This is a genomic window from Corynebacterium drakensteinense, from assembly GCF_041224285.1.
In the GTDB taxonomy this organism is placed as follows: domain Bacteria; phylum Actinomycetota; class Actinomycetes; order Mycobacteriales; family Mycobacteriaceae; genus Corynebacterium.
In genome coordinates this window covers 69,288-89,107 of the sequence record NZ_JAXOFP010000007.1, presented here as the reverse complement: position 1 = coordinate 89,107, position 19,820 = coordinate 69,288, and the positions used below count along the sequence as shown (strand labels likewise).

The window sequence follows — 19,820 nt, the reverse complement described above, 5'->3', positions numbered from 1 at the left end:
GGTCCTTTTCTGTGCTTCCTACCCACTTAGCTACTTAAGCCGCGAGTGACGTTGTACGCGGCGCGGACGTTGTACGCCGCGAGTGACGTGGAGAAATTGCTCGTTAGGTTGTGGCTTGTATCGCCACAACCAGTAAAAACAACAAAGGCTGGGGGTCACCCAGCCTTTGCTGCTTAGACTTCGGTTCTACTCCGTAAAACCGTATCTGTCGAGTGTGCGCTCGCAGCTAGCCCTGCTCCGGTTTCACGATGGGGAACAGCACCGTTTCCCGAATACCCAGACCAGTCAACGCCATGAGCAAGCGGTCGATTCCCATGCCGGTACCAGCTGTTGGCGGCATGCCTTGTTCCATGGCAGCCAGGAAATCCTCGTCCAAGACCATGGCTTCTTCATCGCCACCGGCGGCCAAACGGGCCTGGTCTTCGAAGCGCTCACGCTGGATCACGGGGTCGATCAACTCCGAATAGCCGGTCGCCAATTCAAAGCCACGCACATACAGATCCCACTTCTCAGTCACCTTCGGCTTCGAGCGGTGATCACGGGTCAGCGGGGAGGTCTCTACTGGGAAATCTTTGACAAAGATCGGGCCTTCCAGCTGGTCTTCACACAACAGCTCCCAGATCTCTTCAACCAATTTGCCGTGCTGCCATCCGCCGTCTTTCGGAACCTGCAGGCCGATAGCATCGGCAATCGCCAGCAACTCGTCGACAGTCGAATCGACGGTGACTTCCGGCTGATCCGGGAACTTGCGCGCCAGCGCCTCGTTCAACGACGGGTACATCTCGATTTCTGGCCATTCGCCGGAAAGATCGTACTCGGTGCCGTCGGCAAGCGTAACCACCTGGGAACCAAAGACTTCCTGGGCAATATATTGCACGGCCTCGCGGATCATCGTCGCGCCCGTGTTGTAATCGCCCCACGCCTGGTAGGTCTCCAGCATCGCGAACTCCGGCGAGTGCGAGCGGTCGATGCCCTCATTGCGGAAGTTGCGGTTGATTTCAAAAACGCGGTCAATGCCGCCGACGACGGCGCGCTTCAGGAACAACTCTGGGGCAATACGCAGGTAGAGATCCAGATCCAGGGCGTTCGAGTGGGTCACGAATGGACGCGCAGCGGCACCGCCATGCTGGGTTTGCAGCATCGGGGTTTCAATCTCGACGAAATCCTGGCCCTCTAAGTAATTACGCAGCGCACGGATAACCTTGACGCGGGTCATCGCATTCTCGCGGGCCTCCTTGCGCACGATCAAATCGTTATAACGCTGCCGCACGCGGGTATCTTCCGCCATTTCCGCGAACGATACCGGCAGCGGGCGAATCGACTTCGAGGCCATCTGCCAAGAGTTCACGAACACGGACAGCTCGCCGCGTCGGGAAGAAATCACCCGACCTTGCACGGCGACGAAATCGCCCATGTCGACGTCGGCCTTCCACGCATCCAGCGCCTCTTTGCCGACCTCTGCCAGCGAGAGCATCGCCTGCACCTGGGTGCCGTCACCGTCTTGCAGGGTCGCAAAACACAACTTGCCGGTATCGCGCTTAAACAGCAGGCGCCCCGCGATGGCCACCTCATCACCGGAATCTCCGCCCGGCTGAATATAGGTCACGCCATTTTCGCGGGTGACCTGCGGCTGCTCACCCGCGTCCTGGCCGTTAGCTGCACCGTGAGCGGCGGCGTCGGTCTCCTCCGGCTGCACAACGACGTAGGCTTTGCGCAGCTCGGCAAGGCTCATGGTGCGCTCTACCGCGACCGGGTATGCCTGCTCACCACGGTCGAGCAAACGCTGGCGCTTTTCCCGCCGGATACGCAACTGTTCCGGCAGGCTATCAGGGGCATCGGGGGAATTTTTCTGCTGACTCACCCGGCCCAGGGTAGTCGAAAACTGTCACAAAAGATAAGCCCGGCAACCCCCAATAACAGTATTTTGCTACTCTCATGCGACAATAACTGTGATTCGACACACGGGTAACCCCCGTCGTGACAGCGGAAACAAGCATCGGTTATTTTTCAGCATGGTTATGCGTCTTGCGCACTACCTAGAGCTACACAGGAGGCGACAGCTGTGAACTCACTGTATTTAGTGGTCATCGGACTCGCGATGATCATCGGTGGATACCTCATCTATTCGAAATTCCTCGGCAAAAGCATCTTCCAACTTTCCGAGCGCTATAAAACCCCAGCACACACCATGAACGACGGCGTCGACTACGTGCCGACGAACAAGTTCGTGCTCTGGGGCCACCACTTCACCTCTGTTGCCGGTGCCGCTCCCATCGTCGGCCCTGCCGTCGCCATCATTTGGGGCTGGCTGCCGGCATTCCTGTGGGTCACCCTGGGCACCATTTTCATAGCCGGCATGCACGACATGGGCATCCTGTGGGCCTCGCAGCGCCACCGCGGCCAATCCATCGGCACGCTGTCCGGGCGTTATATCGGTAAACGCGGGCGCAACCTGTTCCTCGTCGTCATCTTCTTGCTGCTGCTGATGGTCGTCGCCGCCTTCGCCGTCGTCATCTCCAACTTGCTCATCGCTAACCCCTCGGCCGTGATTCCGACCTGGGGTGCGATCGTCGTCGCGCTGCTGATCGGCCAGGCCGTCTACCGCTTGCAATGGAACCTGCCGGTCGTCTCCGTTCTCGGCGTGGTTGCCCTTTACACCCTGGTCATCATCGGCGACCGCTTCCCCATCGAGCTGCCAGAAACCGTGTGGGGTATCCCTGCCAACGGTGTGTGGATCATACTGCTGTTCATCTACGCCGCGATCGCCTCCCTTCTGCCGGTCTGGGTGCTGCTGCAGCCACGCGACTACATCAACGGCTTGCAACTGTTCATCGCGCTGGGCATTCTCTACGGTTCGATGCTGATCTCGGCGCCATCCATCGTCGCGCCAACGCTGAACACCAATGTGCCGGAAGGCACCCCGTCGATGTGGCCGCTGCTGTTCGTCACCATCGCCTGCGGTGCCATCTCTGGTTTCCACGGCATGGTCTCGTCCGGCACCTCGTCGAAGCAGCTGGAAAAAGAAACCGATGCCCGCTTCGTCGGCTACTTCGGCGCCGTCGGCGAGGGCCTGCTGGCACTGGGTACCATCATCGCGGTCTCGGCTGGCTTCCAGTCGCTAGCGGAGTGGGAAGAAATCTACAGCGCATTTAACGAAGGCGGCATCAACGCCTTCGTCGAGGGCGGCACCAACATCGTCAACGCTGGCCTGGGGATTCCGGTGGGCATCTCGACGACGATCTTGGCGACGATGGCCGTGCTGTTCGCCGCCACCACCATGGACACCGGCGTGCGTCTGCAACGCCTGGTAGTCCAGGAAATCGCCGAGGTCGCCGGGGTGCGTCTGAAGGCCTTTTCCGCCACCATCATCGCGGTAGGCATCGCCCTCGTGCTCACTTTCTCCGCGGGTGCCGACGGCTCCGGCGGCATGACGCTGTGGCCACTGTTCGGCACCACCAACCAGATCATGGCCGCGCTTTCGCTCTCGATCATCGCCATCATCCTGGCGCACCTGCGCCGCCCAACCTGGCTGGTTGTCATCCCGGGCATCTTCGTCATGGTTGCCTCCCTGTGGGCAGCGATCGCGCAGCTGGGCACCTTCATCTCCGATGGCAACTGGTTGCTGGTGCTGATCGACGTCGTCATCCTAATCTGCGCAGTCTGGGTGGTTTTCGAGGCCACCGCTGCCTACCGGCGTGCCCGCAACACCCCGAAGGTGGTCTGGTCCGACGAGGACTCCGACGCTCCCCTGCCGCAGGCGCGGGCGCTGAAGCAGGAAAATTAGAGCGGGCAGGGTAGAACGTGATGTCGATCGTCGACAAGCTCAAAGCCTTCGGCCAGGGCCTTAACGAGTATTATTCCGCGCCATACCGGGCCACGTTTGCCCGCGCGCGGCAGGAAGAAGATGATCTGTTCCAGCTGCTCGTCATGTCCGAAGCGCTGGGGATTCCCAACCCGGCGAGTTTTTATACGCTCGAGTTGCTGCCGATCATCTACGAAGATTTTCATGCCTGGCACCGCCGCATGGGGATGCTGCGCTCACCGTTGGAGGAGATCCAATGTTGTTAGAGCAGATTAAAGCTCTTGTCGACGATGGTGATGGTGTTGGTGCTGGTGCTGGTGGTTCTAGCGGCGCTGGTCGGCGCATCATCTTTTTCGGTGGCAAAGGCGGCGTCGGCAAGTCCACGATCGCTTCGGCGGTAGCTCTCGGGTTGGCCCAGAACGGCTATTCCGTGCAATTGGTTTCCACTGACCCCGCGCACAACCTGGGTCATATGTGGGAGCAAACCGTCGGCAGCGCTGGTGCAGCGGCTGCGGTTACGGCCAACCTCGATTTGCTGGAGCTGGATCCGGCAGCAACCACCGAAGCGCATATTGCGCAGGTAGAAGACACCATGCGCCGGATGATGCCTGAGCGCCTGCACGGCGAGGTGGCCAAGCACCTGGATTTGGCGCGGAATTCTCCCGGCACGCACGAAGCCGCGATGGTCGAGGCGATCGCGCAGGTGGTGGAAGATTCCACGCACGATTTCTTGATTTTCGATACCGCCCCGTCCGGGCACACCTCACGCCTGTTGGCGGTGCCGGAGTTGATGAATGCCTGGACGCAGGGGCTGATGAACCGGCGGGATAAATCCGAGCGGTTTTCCGAGCTGATCCGCGGGATGGATCCGAAGCACACCGCCGAAGATAGCGTGGACCGCCGTAACCAGGCATTGCGCTCAATCTTGCACAAGCGCCAGCAGCGTTTTGCGCGGCTGCGGGATGCGCTGCAGAACCAGGCGGTGTTTTATCTGGTGCTCACAGCGGAAAAGGTGCCGGTGTTAGAAACCGCAGAGCTGCACGCGGAGCTGACAAAAACCGGGATCACCGTGGGCGGTGCGGTGGTCAACCGGCGTTCGCCAGCAGATCAAGGCGAGTTTCTGGCGAACCGACGTCGGCTGGAAGATACCGCACTCGACGATCTGCACCGCCGATTGCCGCAGGTCGCCGTGACTGAGGTGCCGCTGCTGGATTCGGAGGTCGGCACCCCGGCCGCCCTGGCGGACATCGCCGCGCACCTGGGCTCGGATTAGCTGCTTGGCGACGGCTGGCTATCTGGGTGTCTGTCTGGCTGTCTGAGTGTCTGGCTATCTGGCGGTCTGACTTTGGGCTATCTGGCTTTGGGCTGAGCAGCTCGCGTTAACTAGCTATCGCCATCGAGATTGCGGAAACCAATCCCGACGGGCACCCCGACGTTGTCGACCAAGCGCACCCCACCAAAACTCGCCGCTACCAACAAACGGGCATCGCCCTGTTCCGGCGCTGGGCCGAAATCGCGGGCGCGCAGCTGCAGATACTCCGGTTGCACTCCGGCGGCCTGCAATACCTCCGCCGCGGTATCCACAACTGCCTGCCCGCCGCGTTCTGCAACGTGCGCGCCGGCAGTCAACGCCGCGGATAAAGCCATGGCCGGTTCGCGGTATTCTTCTGGGATCTGCGTGTTGCGCAGGCTCATTGCCAATCCATCCGGCATGCGCACCGTCGGTACGCCCTGTACCTTAACGGGCAGGTGCAGATCCGTCATCGCCTGCTGCAGGCGCAGCAAGAATTCGTAGTCTTTTTCCCCAGCCACGATCGTCTCGGGAGACACGGCGTGTACCAGGCTGAGATGGGTGGTAAGCGCCTGCGCAAGCTCGGCGGGATCTTCCAAACCTGCCGGGGCGGTGATTTGGGTGCGCAAGCCTTGTGGCCACAGGCTGTGTGGCTGGCCCGGTTTCCGGGTATAGGCAACCACGGCATCGACGCCGGATTCCCGCAGGATCTCCAGGGATTCCGGTGCCAGTGCCCCGTCGTCAGGAAGCTCTAGCGCTGCCACTGCAACACCGAGTTGTTTCGCGGTACGCAGCAGCACGCGGTGGCCGGTGTGCATGTCTTGGCCAAGGACCACCAGGTGCAGGGATTTTCCGGTAGTGCGCATGACACGCGAAAACCTCGCGATCTCCGCGAGGTCAAACTGCGTGGCTTGCCCGAAAGCAAAACTCATAATCGACGAACCTGATTTATCTTTCGTAGTCGAAGTGCTGGTCTCTGTGCGCGCTAGCGAGGAGCTACCGCCGCGCGTTGCTTATTTCTTCGTGCGCTTGAGTAGCTCGGCAACAGAAATTCCCGAGGTGTTCTCATCACGACGGCGCCGGTGTGGCCGGTTATCATCCCCGCCACTCGCGCTGGTGGCTGCCTCCTGCGGTGCGGCGTGTGAGCCGGAGCCTTGTGCTGAAGCATTGTAGGGGCGCAAGCGGTTCGAGCTCGCGGATGCCTCCGCCGCAGCAGAGCTCTCGCTTGCCGACGCTGGCTGCTGGTTCGCCGAGGTAGACGGCTTCTTGGAGGTTTCCCCGACCGAATCCCACCGCACCGCGTGGAAGCGGGAGGTATCAAACACTGGATCCTTCGAGCGCTGGCGTGGCTCTGCGGCGGCTTGCGCAGTGGACTTCTGCGCGGTGGTGTTCTGCGTGGAGGTGTGCGCAGTGGTGTTCTGCGTGGTGGTGGTCTGTGCTGTGGAGTTCTGCGTGGAGGTCTTCTTCGCTGCAGCGGGCTTTGGTTGAGCAGGCTTGGGTTCAGCGGTCTTGGGTGCAGCAGGTTTCGCTGCAGCAGGTTGTGCCTTCACAGTTTCTGCAGGCTTGTACTCCACACGCTGCGATTGCTTTTCTTGCTCACGCTCACTAATCAGCGCAGACAGCGGATTCGGCTGCGGCTGGCTTGGCTGACTACCCAAATTGCCCGCGATCGCCTCGCGGCTCGGCGCACCATAACTACCCGCCCCCAGACCGGCCCCCGCCTGATCGAAAGAAAACGCGGAATTCGCCTGCTGCGTCTGCTGCTCCAACTCGCGGATACGCCGCGCTTCTGCCTGCAACGCGGCCGGCTCGTAACCGAACTCGCGGTCCTGCAACTCCTCCAAATGCGTGCGGATCACCGACAGCTCGTTGCGAATGTCCTCCCACATTTCTTCAAAACGGTGGGCGTCAACCGTGTTGGGGTAGGCGTCGGCAAGCGCAGGCTGCGCAGCAGCCCCAGCGGTGCGGGATTCTTGCTGCTCCCGCACAAAACGCTCGTGATCCGCCACGCGCTGTTCCGCGTCCTGTGCTTGACGACGATAGCGGGTGACCAGGAAAAACCCGATGACCGCCGACCACAACGATGCGAGCAATGCCAGGCGCAGCGCAGTCTCGGAGTTCGACAACAGCATCACGACCGTCGCCACCACTGCCAAAACGATCAGCACGATCACGCCGATCTGGCCGCGGTCGACCTGCTTGTCATTATCGCCAGTACCGGCGCCACCGCGTCGGTAGTGCCCGTCGCTAGCGGCGCGCTGGTGGGAGTCGTACGCGTACGAAGATTTCTCCTGCTCCATGGAGTTCACTTTAGCTAAAAACTTGCCTCCGGTGGCATCGGGGTTTGGCAGGCCCGCTCCAAATACAACCCGGCTGCGGCTAAGGCCACACCACCCAGGGCAGCGCCCAGCACGCTGGGCAGATCATCGCGGGCGGCGACCAGCTCGCTGGCTTTCGGGAGCACAAAGCTCGCAATCCCGGCGTAACCGCCACCCAAAATTGCGCCCGTCCATGCCGAAGCCTGGCCAAGCACCAAGTAACGCGCGGCAGTCAGCGGGTCGAGTTGGCTGCTGTCCATGCCGATCCCGTGATCTTCCCGGGAACCAGCCACACGCCGACCGAGCACCACGCAGACTACCGCCATCGCCCACAACGCCACTGCCACCAACACCGGCACTGCGGGCAGGCGCCCGTAGAGCTGCCAGGCAATAATCGCGGTGCACGCGCACGCGAACAAGGCGGTGGCGACCAGCCAGGGAATCGAAGTGGTTTTCATCGGCACATCACCGGAAGCTTTCCCCGCGCGTGATGCCGGCTGTGTCTTCATCGGGTAGTTCCGCCAGTAACTCGGCGACACGACGCCCGCCGAGCACGGCATCCGGGTTGATCTCTAACCACGGCATTAAAACGAAGGCGCGCTGGTGCGCATACGGGTGCGGCAAGCGTAGCTCATCAGTATCACTGGTGATCTCGGTGTCGGTGCCGTTTGCCGTGCTGGTGCCCCTATCGGTGTCAGCGGCGTTGTCGGTGTCAACAGTACTTGCGGCACTCTCCCACGCGGCAACGATATCCACGTCCAAGGTGCGCGGGCCCCACTTGTGCACCCGCACCCGCCCGGCGGCGTTTTCCAGTGCTTGCCCGCGGTGCAACAGCTCCACCGGCGACTGCTCCACTTCCACGACGAGGATGGCATTGAGAAAATCCGGCTGGTCTTCCACGCCCCACGCCGGGGTGCGATAAATCGACGAGGCCGCGCGCAACTGGCCTGCCTCGTCGAAATCGCGGTACACCGAATCCAACAATTCGCGGGAATCGTCCATGTTCGAACCGATAGATACCACGGCGGTGATGCTCATCGGCGCATCCTCGCAACCACGGCAACGTCTTTGAATGGCAGTGGGATCGGCGCCTGCGGTTTGTGCAGGGTCACTTCGATCGCGGCGAGTTGCTCGTAATCCGCCAGGGCTTGCTCAGCAATACGATAAGCGACGGTTTCTATCAGATCTTCAGGCTCACCCGTGACGACGTCGTGCGCTAGCTGGGCCAGCTCCGCGTAGTTGACGGTATCGTCCAACTTATTTGCCGCAGAAAAATCCAGCCAGCAGGTGATGTCGACGAAGAAATTCTGCCCGTGCCGACGTTCTTCTTCCAGCACGCCGTGGTAGCCGTAGCACTCCACGCCTTTGAGTTCTATTCTGTCCATCCCCGCGCTGCCTGCCTTTCTGCGTAGTCTGCGTCAATGTAGTCTGCGTCAATTTTTCCTGGTCGGCTGGAGCCCGTGAGCGTCGCCTCTTGCCGTCACGCCCGTGTTGCGCCGCTAGTTGCCACCAGTGTGCCAGGCATAGGCGACGTCGACAGAATCTCGGGAAACCGCCACCTCGTGCACGCGCACCGCCCAGGCACCGCAATGCGCGGATAATGCCGTCACCGCCGCGGTCGCAGGATCTGCCAATTGTGGGCCGGATTCCAGCCCTCGCGCCCCACGGATGGCGGCCAAAAAACGCTTGCGCGACGCCCCCACCAAGATCGGATACGCCCCATCGGTGAAGCTACGCAGCGCATGGAGCAGTGCCCAGTTGTCACTGGCCGATTTCGCAAAGCCCAAGCCTGGGTCGAGCGCAATATTGTGCTCAGCAACCCCCGCGGCCAAGGCATTGTCGACGAGCCGGTCGAGGCTGGCATGCACATCTGCGACCACGTCGCCGTCGTGTTCCCCGCTGGCATCGCCAAATTGCAGGGTCTGCCAATGCATGAGGCACACCGGCAGCCCGGATTGCGCCATCACGCGGTACATGTGCGGGTCTGCCATGCCGCCCGAGACGTCGTTAATCATGGACACCCCGGCTTCCACGGCGGCTTCGGCGGTGGTCGCGCGCATGGTATCGATGGAGGTCACGATCCCTGCGGCAGCCAGCTCCCGGATCACTGGAGTGATGCGTTGTTTTTCATGTTCGGGATCCACCCGCGTTGCTCCCGGACGCGTCGATTCCCCACCGACGTCGATGATGTCTGCGCCCTGGTGAATCAGCCGGTGCGCGTGCTCGACGGCCCGGTCCACGGTGTTGTAGCGCCCGCCGTCGGAAAACGAATCATCGGTGACGTTCACGATGCCCATCACCTGACAACGGCTGCGAGCTGCCGAGTCACTGTTGCGTGACAGTACTAATGCTGGTGGAGAAGGGTTCGAGGCATTCATGGTGGACCTACCTAGCTAGTTAGCTGCGGATTAAGCTCATGACTTCCGCGCGCGAGGACGCATTCACCCGGAAGCCGCCGCGCACCGCGGACGTCGTCGTTACGGCACCCGGCTTGCGGATACCGCGCATCGCCATGCACAAATGCTCACATTCAATAACGACGATCACCGACTGCGCCTGCAGTTTTTCCATCAAGGCATCCGCAATTTGGCTGGTCAGGCGTTCTTGTACCTGCGGGCGTTTGGCATACAGGTCTGCCAGGCGCGCCAACTTCGACAGCCCGGTGACATCGCCGTTTCTTCCCGGGATGTAGCCGATGTGCACGTTGCCGAAAAACGGCACCAGGTGGTGTTCGCAGGTGGAATAAATCGGGATATCACGCACCAGCACCAGTTCTTGGTGGTCCTCGGAAAAGGTGCGTTCCAATACATCGGTCGGTTCTTCGTGTAGGCCAGCAAAAACCTCTTTGTACGCGCGGGCCACGCGAGCTGGGGTATCACGCAAACCTTCACGGTCGGGGTCTTCGCCCACCGCATACAGCAACTCGCGCACGGCGGCTTCTGCGCGTTCTTGATCGAAGTTGCCGGTTGTCTCGGAGTTAGTCATCGCTCGGTGTCTCCATGGTGATCGTTGTTGCCATGCTCGTCGTTCTCCGCATATGGTGCGGCATCTTCTTTGCGGTGCTTTCCGCCATCGTTATTCGTGTCGCCGCCTTCACCGCGTGCAGCGCCGCTGTCCTGCGCGCCGACGGATTCGCCAGCCGCATCGTCGCGCTTGTTCTCCAGCTTCGGCAACCCAGCCACGCCGACCGCGTTGTTGTCACCGAAGATCAGGCCGATCTCGCCTTCTTCTACGCCGTGCTCACCAGAGCCTGCACCAGCCCCAGCGCCAGCGCCGTTGTGCTGGGTTGCTTGGCGACGTTCACGTGCCCGCAGTGAAGCCTCCAGCAAGGACAAACGCTTCGGTGGCTCTTCGCCGCGCTCTTCTGCCAGTTCCGCGGGAGTCTTCACCGGATCATGGCCTGCTTGTTGCGGGAAGCGCACGTCGCCATCAAAGATATCCACGCGCTGTGGGTCGATTCCGTCGAAAATCGCCTCCAGATCTGGCCGGCGCAGGGTCTCTTTTTCCAACAGGTTCCGCGCCAAGGTATCCAGGTATCCCCGGTGTTCGGCCAAGATGGAATACGCTTTGCGGTGCGCGTTATCCAGCAAATACTGCAATTCTTCGTCGATCGTGCGCGCGATCTGCTCGGAATACCCTGAGGTTCCGCCGCCACCGCGACCAGAGAACGGATCTCCCTGTTCCTCGCCATATTTCACGGTGCCGAGCGCCGGGGAGAAACCGTATTCGGTGACCATCGCGCGGGCGATCTTGGTGGCTTGTTCGATATCGCTGGAAGCACCGGTGGTTGGGGTACCAAAGACGAGTTCCTCGGCAGCACGCCCGCCCATCGCAAAGACCAAACGAGCGAACATTTCTTCGCGGTTGTACATGCCTTTGTCATCTTCTTGCGAGGTCATCGCATGCCCGCCGGTGCGCCCACGCGCCAAGATGGTCACCTTGTACACGCGCTCGATATCGCGCAGCGCCCAGGCCGCCAGCGTGTGGCCGCCTTCGTGGTAAGCGGTGACTTTCTTCTCGTGCTCAGAAATCACCTTGCTGGAACGGCGCGGCCCGCCCACCACGCGGTCGGTGGCTTCTTCCAAGGCGTCGGCAGTAATCACGTTGCCGCCGATGCGCGCGGTCAACAGCGCCGCCTCGTTGAGCACATTCGCCAAGTCCGCACCGGACATGCCAGCGGTGCGCTTCGCCAATTGCGTGACATCCACGTTCGATGCCAACGGCTTGCCCTCGGAGTGCACGCGCAGGATCGCCTCGCGGCCTTTCAGGTCCGGCGGGGTCACCGGAATCTGCCGGTCGAAACGTCCCGGACGCAGCAGCGCCGGGTCCAGGATGTCCGGACGGTTGGTGGCGGCAATCAGGATCACGCCTTCACGGTCACCGAAACCATCCATTTCCACCAGCATCTGGTTCAAGGTTTGCTCGCGCTCGTCGTGGCCACCGCCGGTGCCGGAACCGCGCTGGCGTCCCACGGCATCGATCTCGTCGATGAAGATGATGCACGGCGAATTTTCCTTCGCCGTCTTGAACAGATCGCGCACGCGGGAAGCACCCACGCCGACGAACATTTCGACGAAGTCCGAACCCGAGATGGTATAAAACGGCACCCCTGCCTCACCAGCGACAGCACGCGCCAGCAGGGTTTTACCGGTGCCCGGTGGGCCGTAGAGCAACACACCGCGCGGGATTTTCGCGCCCAGCTCGTGGTAGCGAGTGGGATCTTCCAGGAAGTCTTTGATCTCGTGCAGCTCGTCGACGGCCTCGTCGGCACCCGCCACATCCTTGAAGGTGTTGGTGGGCATATCTTTGGTGAGCTCTTTGGCTTTGTTGCCGCCGATGCCCAGCATGCTGCCCTTTTGCATGCGCGTGAGGAAGAAAAACAGCAGACCGAACAACAGCAGCATCGGAAGCATGAACGAGAGCATGCTCATCAAGAAGCTGTCGCTGGTGACGTTCGTGTCGTATTCTTGCACGTCACCGTCTTGCACCGCGCGGAAAATCTCCGGGGACGTGCGCGCAGGGTATTGTGCGATCACGGAATCGACGCCGTCTTGTTCGTCGACGGTGATCTCGTCGCGCAGCTCCAGGCGCAAGGTCTGTTCGCGGTCGTCAATCTGCGCCTTTTCGACGTTGTTATCGGCCAGCTGCTCCAGCGCAACCGAGGTATCTACGTCAAGAAAATGGCGGGTATCGTCGCTCAGCCGAGTGATGGTGAACAACAGCATCAGGAAAACGGCAGCGCCGGCCCCGATTTGAATAATGCGTTTGTTTTTCATGAATCCTATTTACGAGCAGTACACATTGGGGTGCCAGATGTGCTTTACGACGAATACACGTCCGGGTGCAGCGTGCCAACATAAGGCAGGTCGCGGTAGCTTTCCGCGTAGTCCAGCCCATAGCCGATGACGAATTCGTTGGGGATGTCGAAGCCGATGTCGTAAAGATCCAGCTTGGCGGTCACGACCTCTGGCTTGCGCAGCAAGGTGATCACGTTCAGCGAGTGCGGGTTGCGGTTACGCAGGTTGCGCATCAACCACGAAAGCGTCAAGCCGGAGTCGATGATGTCTTCGACGATCAACACGTCTTTGCCTTCGATTTCGCGGTCGAGGTCTTTCAGAATCCGCACCACGCCCGACGACGTCGTCGAGTTGCCGTAGGACGATACCGCCATGAATTCCATCTCGGAGGGGATGGACAACGCGCGGGCGAAGTCCGTCAAAAACACCGCCGCGCCTTTGAGCACGCACACCAGCAGCAAGTCGCGCCCGCGGTATTCTTCCGAAACCTTATCCGCGAGTTCTTGCACACGCTGCTTGATCTCTGCTTCGCTGATCAGCACCGATTCGACATCGCGGCCGTAGCGACTTTCCGGGACGTCATAGAACTTATCGTCAACGGATTTTTGCACCGTGGTGTGAGTGTGATCTGCCATGGGTGGCCTTTCGCTGAGGCTTTTGTAATTGTTGTATCACGCAATTCTTGTCGACGCCTAGGTGGCACCGTCAATTTCGCTGTGTAGTAGCACCAGTGTGCCAGCTTGCCGGGCTAGTTCCAACCCGTTACCGACAGAAACGGCACCTTGTCCGTGCCAGTCGTCGATTAACGCCATGATAGCCGCTAGCACACTGGCGTTAACCCGCGCCCCGTGCTGGTGCAGGAAGGCGGCGATCGCCCGACGCGCTACCGGGGCAGGTCCCAGCGTGGCGATGGTGAGGCGCGGTGGTTTTTGGTGTCTCGGCTGCTGGTGCTGGTCGCGGTGTTGGCGTTGGTCACGGTGCTGCTCACGGTGGTGCTCACGCTCTCGGTGCGAGTTCTCGGCGGCAACAGATTCCGTCAATGCCGTATGTGCCAGTGTTTGCAGGTAGGTGTCGTCGTCACGCAGCAGGTTGGCTGCTTGCTGCAGCGGCGCGGTGGCATCTCCACCGACGATCTCGTCCAACAGCGGGAGCACATGCTGACGGATGGCGACGCGCCGAAAAGCATCCTGGCTGTTGTGGGGATCATCCCAGGCATCTACTCCGAGTTCTCTACAGGCCCCGACGGTATCTGCGCGACGAATGTTTAGCAGCGGGCGCACGATGGTATGCCCCTGGTAGTCGCTGTTTTCTGCCATCGCGGCGGCTTTGCCGCGTAGCAGGCCGAGCAACAAGGTTTCTGCTTGGTCGTCGCCGGTGTGTGCCACCAGAATCGGGCGCTGGCCGGCGACCTCGCAGAGTGCGCGGTAGCGGGCATGCCGGGCGGCAGCTTCCAGGTTGCCCGTCGCAGAGTGGTTCGGCTCAGAGTACTCCGGCTCCGAGGTCGTGGCAGCGCCAGCCGCAACACCGAGATCCACGGCGACCACTTCCCCACTCAGCCCCCAGCGCCGCACCTGCGCGATGGCGTTGTCAGAGACTTCCCGCGAACCAGCTTGCAATTGGTGATCAACGCTGACTACATGCGCCGGGAGTTTTTCTGCGGCTGCCGCCGCGGCTAAAGCCAGGGAGTCGGGGCCGCCACTCACAGCGAGGATGACGGCCGCGCTCGTGTTCTCGCCAGTAATGCCCTGTCGATTCAGTGCATCCCGCAGCGCAGTGCGCACCCGCAGAAAATGCGGCGAGCGCCGTGGCCAAAACGGGGCCACGCTTTTATTCTGCGCTGCACCGCCGCGCCGCTCTGAATCACCATCGGCAGCCCTGCCGCCACGTGCCGTCACTTAGTGCTCCCGCAAGGCCGAGACGAACTCATCCAGCTGCGCCCGAGCAGGCAAAATCGGCGCATCATTGACCAACAAGCCATAGGCATAGGTATGCCCCGAACGACCAGTAACAATGCCCACCAGCGCCGAAGTATCAGTCAACGTGCCGGTTTTCGCGCGGGCATAGCCGCGGGCAGAAAGCTCGGCGTAGCGATCATCCAAAGTGCCATCACCACCGGCGACGGGCAACAGATCCAATAAGGTGCGCACGTCGCCGCCGGCACCATCCACCCCGGCGCCGTCACCGGTACTTCTCGTGCTGGTGCTCCCGTCACCGTCGTCACTGCCGTCGCCTGCAGCGAGCTGCAGGCACTGCACCAAAAGGTTCGCGGTCAGGCGGTTGTGTGCAGACAGTCCAGAGTTATCGCGAATCTGCGCATTGCCTACCTCAACGCCGATTTCGCGGAGAATCTGCAGCGTGGCGGTGGTGGCATCAGCGAACGTCGCCCCGCTCGCGCCCTGCGCAACGGCGAATTCGCGGGCAATGGCTTCGGCCATCACGTTGTCGGAGTGTTTGATCATCAGCTCGAGACGCTCGCGCAGAATTGGCGATTCCAGCACGGCGACCTGCGGCATCGGCGGTGCGCCGTTAACCACGCCAACTTGGCTCGCCCCCACCCGATCGGCCAGGGCTTTGGCTACATCAAAGGCTGGGTTTGTCGAACGCGGAACGTCGCCAGTGGTCGCGCCGATTCGTCCGCCGTAGAGCATCGCCGGTTCCATCGGCGCGATATAGCCTTCGGCCACATTCGACGGATCCCAGCCTTCGGCTTGGACAGGCCCCGACCACAAGCTGGTATCAATCTCGACGGAATCCGCCTGGCCGATCGCCGCAGCTGCGGCATCGAGATCCGCATCATCCAACCACACGTCGCCGGCGGCACGGATAACAACGCGTCCGCCGTCTTGCTCGATGACGGTTTCCAGGCGTTTATCCAGGTCCATGCCCGCCAATGCGGCGGTGGCGGTCAAAATTTTCGTCGACGAGGCCGGCAGCAGCTGGCGATCAGCCTGGTGTGCATACACAGATTGACCTGCGGTCAGATCGACAACGGCTGCACCCAGCTCGCCATCAATCAACGGTGCCTGGAACCCTGCGGCGGGGCTGGCGGGCGCGGTGGTGTCGTCGTCAAGCGAGGTTTCTACCGGGTGGATCGGCAACTGCGCAGGCGCCAGCTCGTAGGCGGGCGCGGATTCCACGTCGCGATAAGCCTGGTGGTAGGCGACGCCAACCACCGTGGTAGCAGCGACGACAACGATGGCGATGACCAGCGATACCCACCAAAAGACCTTCATGGCGGTTGATTCTAGCGCGGATGGGTGCCGCAGGTCTGCGCAGGTCCGGCGGCGAGGAAGGTAAACTGTGCAATCGAGTTCCTCGAATTTCCAACACAGAAAGGTGGATGCAATGAGTGTGGAAGTAACCATTGAAATCCCACGCGGTTCCCGCAACAAGTACGAGATCGACCACGAGTCCGGCAAGGTTTACCTGGACCGTTACCTGTTCACCCCGATGGCTTACCCGGCTGACTACGGTTTCATCGACCACACTCTCGGCGAGGACGGCGACCCTCTTGACGCGCTGGTCATCCTGCCAGAGCCAGTGTTCCCGGGCGTGGTGGTGGAATCGCGCATCGTCGGCGTGTTCAAGATGACTGACGAAGCCGGCGGCGACGACAAGCTGTTGGCAGTTGTCGACGACCCACGCTGGGCGCACATCCAAGACATTGACGACGTCGACCAGCACACCAAGGACGAAATCGAGCACTTCTTCACCCGCTACAAGGACCTGGAGCCAAACAAGGAAGTCACCGGTTCGGGTTGGGGCGACAAGGCCGAGGCAGAAAAGATTCACGCAGAGGCTTTGGAGCGCTACAAGGGCTAGGTCGTAGCTTGTTATAGCCAGCTTGGGTCCGTACGGGGCGCGTCGGCGTGCGTTTCGTGCGGCCTGATTCGTGAGTTTCATGTGTTTCGCGCGATTTTTACAAATAGGCCGCGAAAATCGGGGGTTTCAGGCCCACTATTTGTAAAAATCGCACCAAAACGCAAATTCGCAAACTTTCGGGGGATAAGAGTGCACATTTTTCGGGGGAAAAGAGCCGCCCAGCAAGCACAACAGCACGGTGCAATCCGCATCGCCAACGGGCTTTACTTGTCAGAAGAACCCACGCCGGAGCAACTCGCGCGCATCATGAGCGAGCAGTGGCCAGACTGCGCGCTCGACGGCGCATCCGCAGCACGCAAGCATCTAGACGAACCACTGCAGTTTCCGCTACAGGTCTTGCGCGAGTCTTCCCTGCCGCCGAGCGAGTATTTCACGTCTCGACGCGCCCGCCCGAAAGGTACGCTTACCTGGGATGGCGTCAATATTTGCAACCCGTTGCAAGCTGTCGAGGCGCTGCCGGGAAAAGAAGCCGTCGCCTTCTTGGAAGCCTTTTATTCCGGCAAGGACGGGCCCGGACGGCTGCAGCAGAACAAGCAGGATTTCCAGCGGTTGCCGCAGCAGGTCACACGCGCACTCAACCGGGCAATCATCGGCACCGATAGCGTGCCGGAGCGTCAACTCACTCGCGCGCTAGAGCAGCATTTCACAGTCCGCAATAACGTAAAGATCGGCCCTTACCACTGGGATCTGGTACTCGAAGACTACAAAATCGCCATCGAAGTCGACGGCTTTGCCTATCACCATGCGGAAAACCGTCGCCAGTTTGAATTGGACCGCCACAAACTCAACGACGCCGTCCATCGTGGATGGACGCCGCTGCATTACACTGCGACGACGATTAGCCATTACCCGAAGTTCGTGGCGGAACACGTGCGGGCCATTGCCAAACGCAGGCGCCCGTTTGCACGCCCACCCTGGTTGTGGCATCGGTTGTGGGACTGAGCCGACGCGGGCTCGAACGCCACCAAACCACTCGCAGAACCAACGACCCGCGGTGCCGACCACGCGCGCCACTAAACCGCACCCGGCATCAGTGGCCGGTACCTGAGTCCAGCACCTGCGCCCAGGTACTTGCGCCTCGCGGTAACCGCACGGTTACACCGCGAGCGCAAGTTTTTCGCACTAGGCTGGTGTCATGAGTAACGAAGGCAACAAGCAAGAAGTGACTGTCAACGAAGTTTCCGTGCACGAGGTTCCTGCGGGCGCGCAGTTTATCGACGTCCGTGAGCGCGACGAATACAGCGCCGGGCATGCCAGCGGTACCGTGAACTTCCCGTTGAGTGAGTTCACGGACTACGTCGAGCAGATCAACACTGATCACGATGTCTATGTCATCTGTAAATCCGGTGGCCGTTCTGCCAAGGCCTGCGAGTACTTGACCCAGGCCATCGGCGCCACCGCCTTTAGCGTTGCGGGTGGCACCACCGCTTGGGCAGAAGCTGAGCTTCCGATGGAGCGCTAGCGCTAGTCCCCGATCTGATCGCGGCCGCGTTGAACGATCAGCGGGTCCGGTTCTCCGACCACCTCGTGGTCTTTGTTCGTGTATTCGAATTTGGAGAGCAGGTACCGCATGGCGTTGATGCGGCCGCGTTTTTTGTCGTTGGATTTGATCGTGATCCACGGAGATTCTTCGGTGTCCGTGTAGCGGAATTGCTCTTCTTTGGCGTTGGTGTAATCGTCCCATTTATCCAACGACGCCAGGTCCATTGGCGAAAGTTTCCATTGGCGCACTGGGTCGATCTGTCGGATGGCGAACCGGGTGCGTTGTTCTTTTTTCGTCACGGAGAACCAGAATTTTGTCAGCGATATCCCTGAGCCGAGAATCATGTTTTCCAGCATCGGCACTTCGCGCAGAAACTCCGCGTGCTGGGATTCGGTGCAAAAGCCCATGACGCGTTCGACGCCGGAGCGGTTGTACCAGGAGCGGTCGAAGAACACCATTTCTCCGCCAGCCGGGAAGTGCTGGATATAACGCTGGAAGTACCAGGAGGTAGATTCGCGTGGCGACGGCTTCTCTAACGCGACGGTGCGTGCGCCGCGTGGGTTGAGGTGCTCGTTGAAGCGCTTGATGGTGCCGCCTTTGCCAGCTGCATCGCGGCCTTCGAAAAGAATGATGTGGCGCTGGCCGGTTTCTTTCGTCCAGTTTTGGAATTTCAGCAGCTCGATTTGTAACGCGCGTTTAGTGCGTTCGTATTCTTCGCGCGTCATGCGCTCGTCGTAAGGATAGTTTTCTCGCCACGTGTCGACGGGTTCGCCGCTGGGGGTGATCAGTGAGGGATCGTCTTCGTCGGAATCATCGACGATGTAGCCGTCGGTTTCTGCGAGGTCGATGGTGGGGAGTTCGTCTTCAAAATCGGCTGCCATGGTGCCAGTCTAGCCCGCGGTGTGGTTTCTGTCTCGGGTCTTTACGCAATGTTCATACACTTTATTCAGTCGGTATTGCGACGTTCTATTGCACTGAAGTTGGTTTCCGGGACGCAAAAACTCCCCTTCCGAATTGGAAGAGGAGTTTAACCCTGGTGGCTATCTAGCCAATGGGATTACTTAGCGCCTGGAAGCAGCTTCGCGAGGCCCTCGAAGCCTTCAAAGATGTTCTTGAAAGCTTCGAAAATGCCTTTGAAGCCGGACGAAAAGCTCACGGCGTTCGACGAGATGTCTACGAGGTTTTCCATGTTGTCTCCTTGGGGATGATGAAATGGTAACGACCAGCCACCGCTTCAAACGATGTTAAGTCGTCAAAAATTTATATTCGGACTACTCGCTGCTGATCTTAGCGCTTAGTGGATTAAAGGCGTCTTTGATGGTGCTGGAAAAACCGTTGTTTTCGCCGTCATAGAAGAATTCCAGACCCTTGGTGATGTTCTCGAAAGCCTTGAAGAAGGTAACAGCGTTGCCCAGCTGTTCCTGGATGATTTCAACGTTCATGAATTTCTCCTCATGAGGATTCCCCCGGCACTCCCAGGGTGGATGTTCAATTTCCCGACGCCCCAGGGCGTCATGAGATTTATTGTGTCACAGAACGATAAATTGTCAAGCGTTTCTGTCCACGCAGCGCCAGATAAAAAAGTTGGCATATCCATTAGTTTTGCCGTTCACCGAATATTCATTCGTCAACCACGGATCACACAAGAGACAAGGAAACGCTAACCAAAACAAATAGCCAGCTCATTGCTATATTTCAGCAGCTTTACAGCGAATTCCGAACCAGCCAAGGTTAACCACGGGCTAAT

The 19,820-nt window shown here is 60.3% G+C and carries 21 protein-coding genes; 6 read left to right on the top strand and 15 right to left on the bottom strand.

Going from position 1 to position 19,820, the window contains the following annotated elements; all coding sequences use genetic code 11:
• Window positions 1-226: 226 nt before the first annotated feature.
• Complete coding sequence (gene lysS, locus U1140_RS05705; protein ID WP_369846573.1) at window positions 227-1,861, bottom strand: lysine--tRNA ligase; 1,635 nt, start codon at window positions 1,859-1,861, stop codon at window positions 227-229.
• Window positions 1,862-2,062: 201 nt separating this feature from the next.
• On the opposite strand from lysS, the gene U1140_RS05700 reads away from it, so the two are divergent.
• The 3 genes from U1140_RS05700 to U1140_RS05690 are packed head-to-tail and all read left to right on the top strand — an operon-like array spanning window position 2,063 to window position 5,075.
• Complete coding sequence (locus tag U1140_RS05700; protein WP_369846572.1) at window positions 2,063-3,784, top strand: carbon starvation CstA family protein; 1,722 nt, start codon at window positions 2,063-2,065, stop codon at window positions 3,782-3,784.
• 20 nt (window positions 3,785-3,804) lie between these two features.
• Window positions 3,805-4,068 carry a cory-CC-star protein gene (locus U1140_RS05695; protein WP_027018201.1) on the top strand — a complete coding sequence of 88 codons (264 nt, stop codon included), beginning with the start codon at window positions 3,805-3,807 and terminating at the stop codon, window positions 4,066-4,068.
• Window positions 4,059-5,075 carry an ArsA family ATPase gene (locus U1140_RS05690; protein WP_369846571.1) on the top strand — a complete coding sequence of 339 codons (1,017 nt, stop codon included), beginning with the start codon at window positions 4,059-4,061 and terminating at the stop codon, window positions 5,073-5,075. Before U1140_RS05695 ends, U1140_RS05690 begins: the two co-directional genes overlap by 10 nt.
• A gap of 110 nt (window positions 5,076-5,185) precedes the next feature.
• Here U1140_RS05690 and U1140_RS05685 read toward each other — a convergent pair whose 3' ends face one another.
• From U1140_RS05685 to U1140_RS05635, 11 genes are all read right to left on the bottom strand, one after another.
• Window positions 5,186-6,025, bottom strand: coding sequence for a pantoate--beta-alanine ligase (locus tag U1140_RS05685; protein WP_369846570.1), 840 nt, complete (start codon window positions 6,023-6,025; stop codon window positions 5,186-5,188).
• 81 nt (window positions 6,026-6,106) lie between these two features.
• Complete coding sequence (locus tag U1140_RS05680; protein WP_369846569.1) at window positions 6,107-7,393, bottom strand: DUF6779 domain-containing protein; 1,287 nt, start codon at window positions 7,391-7,393, stop codon at window positions 6,107-6,109.
• 14 nt (window positions 7,394-7,407) lie between these two features.
• Window positions 7,408-7,869 (bottom strand): DUF3180 domain-containing protein, encoded by a 462-nt coding sequence (locus U1140_RS05675; protein WP_369846568.1) that lies wholly within the window; start codon window positions 7,867-7,869, stop codon window positions 7,408-7,410.
• A 7-nt stretch (window positions 7,870-7,876) separates the two neighbouring features.
• A complete protein-coding gene (gene folK / locus U1140_RS05670; RefSeq protein WP_369846605.1) occupies window positions 7,877-8,443 on the bottom strand; it encodes a 2-amino-4-hydroxy-6-hydroxymethyldihydropteridine diphosphokinase in 567 nt (188 codons plus the stop codon).
• A gap of 2 nt (window positions 8,444-8,445) precedes the next feature.
• Window positions 8,446-8,796 (bottom strand): dihydroneopterin aldolase, encoded by a 351-nt coding sequence (folB, locus tag U1140_RS05665; RefSeq protein WP_369846567.1) that lies wholly within the window; start codon window positions 8,794-8,796, stop codon window positions 8,446-8,448.
• A 114-nt stretch (window positions 8,797-8,910) separates the two neighbouring features.
• Window positions 8,911-9,708 carry a dihydropteroate synthase gene (gene folP, locus U1140_RS05660; RefSeq protein ID WP_369846604.1) on the bottom strand — a complete coding sequence of 266 codons (798 nt, stop codon included), beginning with the start codon at window positions 9,706-9,708 and terminating at the stop codon, window positions 8,911-8,913.
• A 100-nt stretch (window positions 9,709-9,808) separates the two neighbouring features.
• Entirely contained in the window at window positions 9,809-10,396 is a 588-nt protein-coding gene (gene folE / locus U1140_RS05655) for a GTP cyclohydrolase I FolE (protein WP_369846566.1), read from the bottom strand.
• On the bottom strand, window positions 10,393-12,687 hold the full coding sequence (gene ftsH, locus U1140_RS05650; protein ID WP_369846565.1) for an ATP-dependent zinc metalloprotease FtsH: 2,295 nt from the start codon (window positions 12,685-12,687) through the stop codon (window positions 10,393-10,395). Before ftsH ends, folE begins: the two co-directional genes overlap by 4 nt.
• Window positions 12,688-12,731: 44 nt before the next feature.
• Complete coding sequence (hpt, locus tag U1140_RS05645; RefSeq protein ID WP_369846564.1) at window positions 12,732-13,343, bottom strand: hypoxanthine phosphoribosyltransferase; 612 nt, start codon at window positions 13,341-13,343, stop codon at window positions 12,732-12,734.
• A 57-nt stretch (window positions 13,344-13,400) separates the two neighbouring features.
• Window positions 13,401-14,603: a tRNA lysidine(34) synthetase TilS gene (gene tilS / locus U1140_RS05640; protein ID WP_369846563.1), complete on the bottom strand. Its 1,203-nt coding sequence runs from the start codon at window positions 14,601-14,603 to the stop codon at window positions 13,401-13,403.
• Window positions 14,604-15,941, bottom strand: coding sequence for a D-alanyl-D-alanine carboxypeptidase/D-alanyl-D-alanine-endopeptidase (locus U1140_RS05635; protein WP_369846562.1), 1,338 nt, complete (start codon window positions 15,939-15,941; stop codon window positions 14,604-14,606).
• A 112-nt stretch (window positions 15,942-16,053) separates the two neighbouring features.
• Here U1140_RS05635 and U1140_RS05630 point away from each other — a divergent pair, with 112 nt between their 5' ends.
• The 3 genes from U1140_RS05630 (at window position 16,054) to U1140_RS05620 (ending at window position 18,052) form a co-directional block, all read left to right on the top strand.
• Complete coding sequence (locus tag U1140_RS05630) at window positions 16,054-16,530, top strand: inorganic diphosphatase (RefSeq protein ID WP_018120783.1); 477 nt, start codon at window positions 16,054-16,056, stop codon at window positions 16,528-16,530.
• Window positions 16,531-16,719: 189 nt separating this feature from the next.
• On the top strand, window positions 16,720-17,532 hold the full coding sequence (locus U1140_RS05625; protein WP_369846561.1) for an endonuclease domain-containing protein: 813 nt from the start codon (window positions 16,720-16,722) through the stop codon (window positions 17,530-17,532).
• Window positions 17,533-17,725: 193 nt separating this feature from the next.
• Window positions 17,726-18,052: a rhodanese-like domain-containing protein gene (locus U1140_RS05620; RefSeq protein ID WP_369846559.1), complete on the top strand. Its 327-nt coding sequence runs from the start codon at window positions 17,726-17,728 to the stop codon at window positions 18,050-18,052.
• 2 nt (window positions 18,053-18,054) lie between these two features.
• On the opposite strand, the gene ppk2 is transcribed toward U1140_RS05620, so the two are convergent.
• From ppk2 to U1140_RS05605, 3 genes are all read right to left on the bottom strand, one after another.
• Window positions 18,055-18,954 carry a polyphosphate kinase 2 gene (gene ppk2 / locus U1140_RS05615; protein ID WP_369846558.1) on the bottom strand — a complete coding sequence of 300 codons (900 nt, stop codon included), beginning with the start codon at window positions 18,952-18,954 and terminating at the stop codon, window positions 18,055-18,057.
• A 176-nt stretch (window positions 18,955-19,130) separates the two neighbouring features.
• Window positions 19,131-19,262 (bottom strand): hypothetical protein, encoded by a 132-nt coding sequence (locus U1140_RS05610; RefSeq protein WP_369846557.1) that lies wholly within the window; start codon window positions 19,260-19,262, stop codon window positions 19,131-19,133.
• Window positions 19,263-19,344: 82 nt separating this feature from the next.
• The gene (locus U1140_RS05605) at window positions 19,345-19,515 is read right to left on the bottom strand and encodes a hypothetical protein (RefSeq protein ID WP_369846556.1); all 171 of its coding nucleotides are present in this window, start codon (window positions 19,513-19,515) and stop codon (window positions 19,345-19,347) included.
• Between the last annotated feature and the right edge of the window lie 305 nt (window positions 19,516-19,820).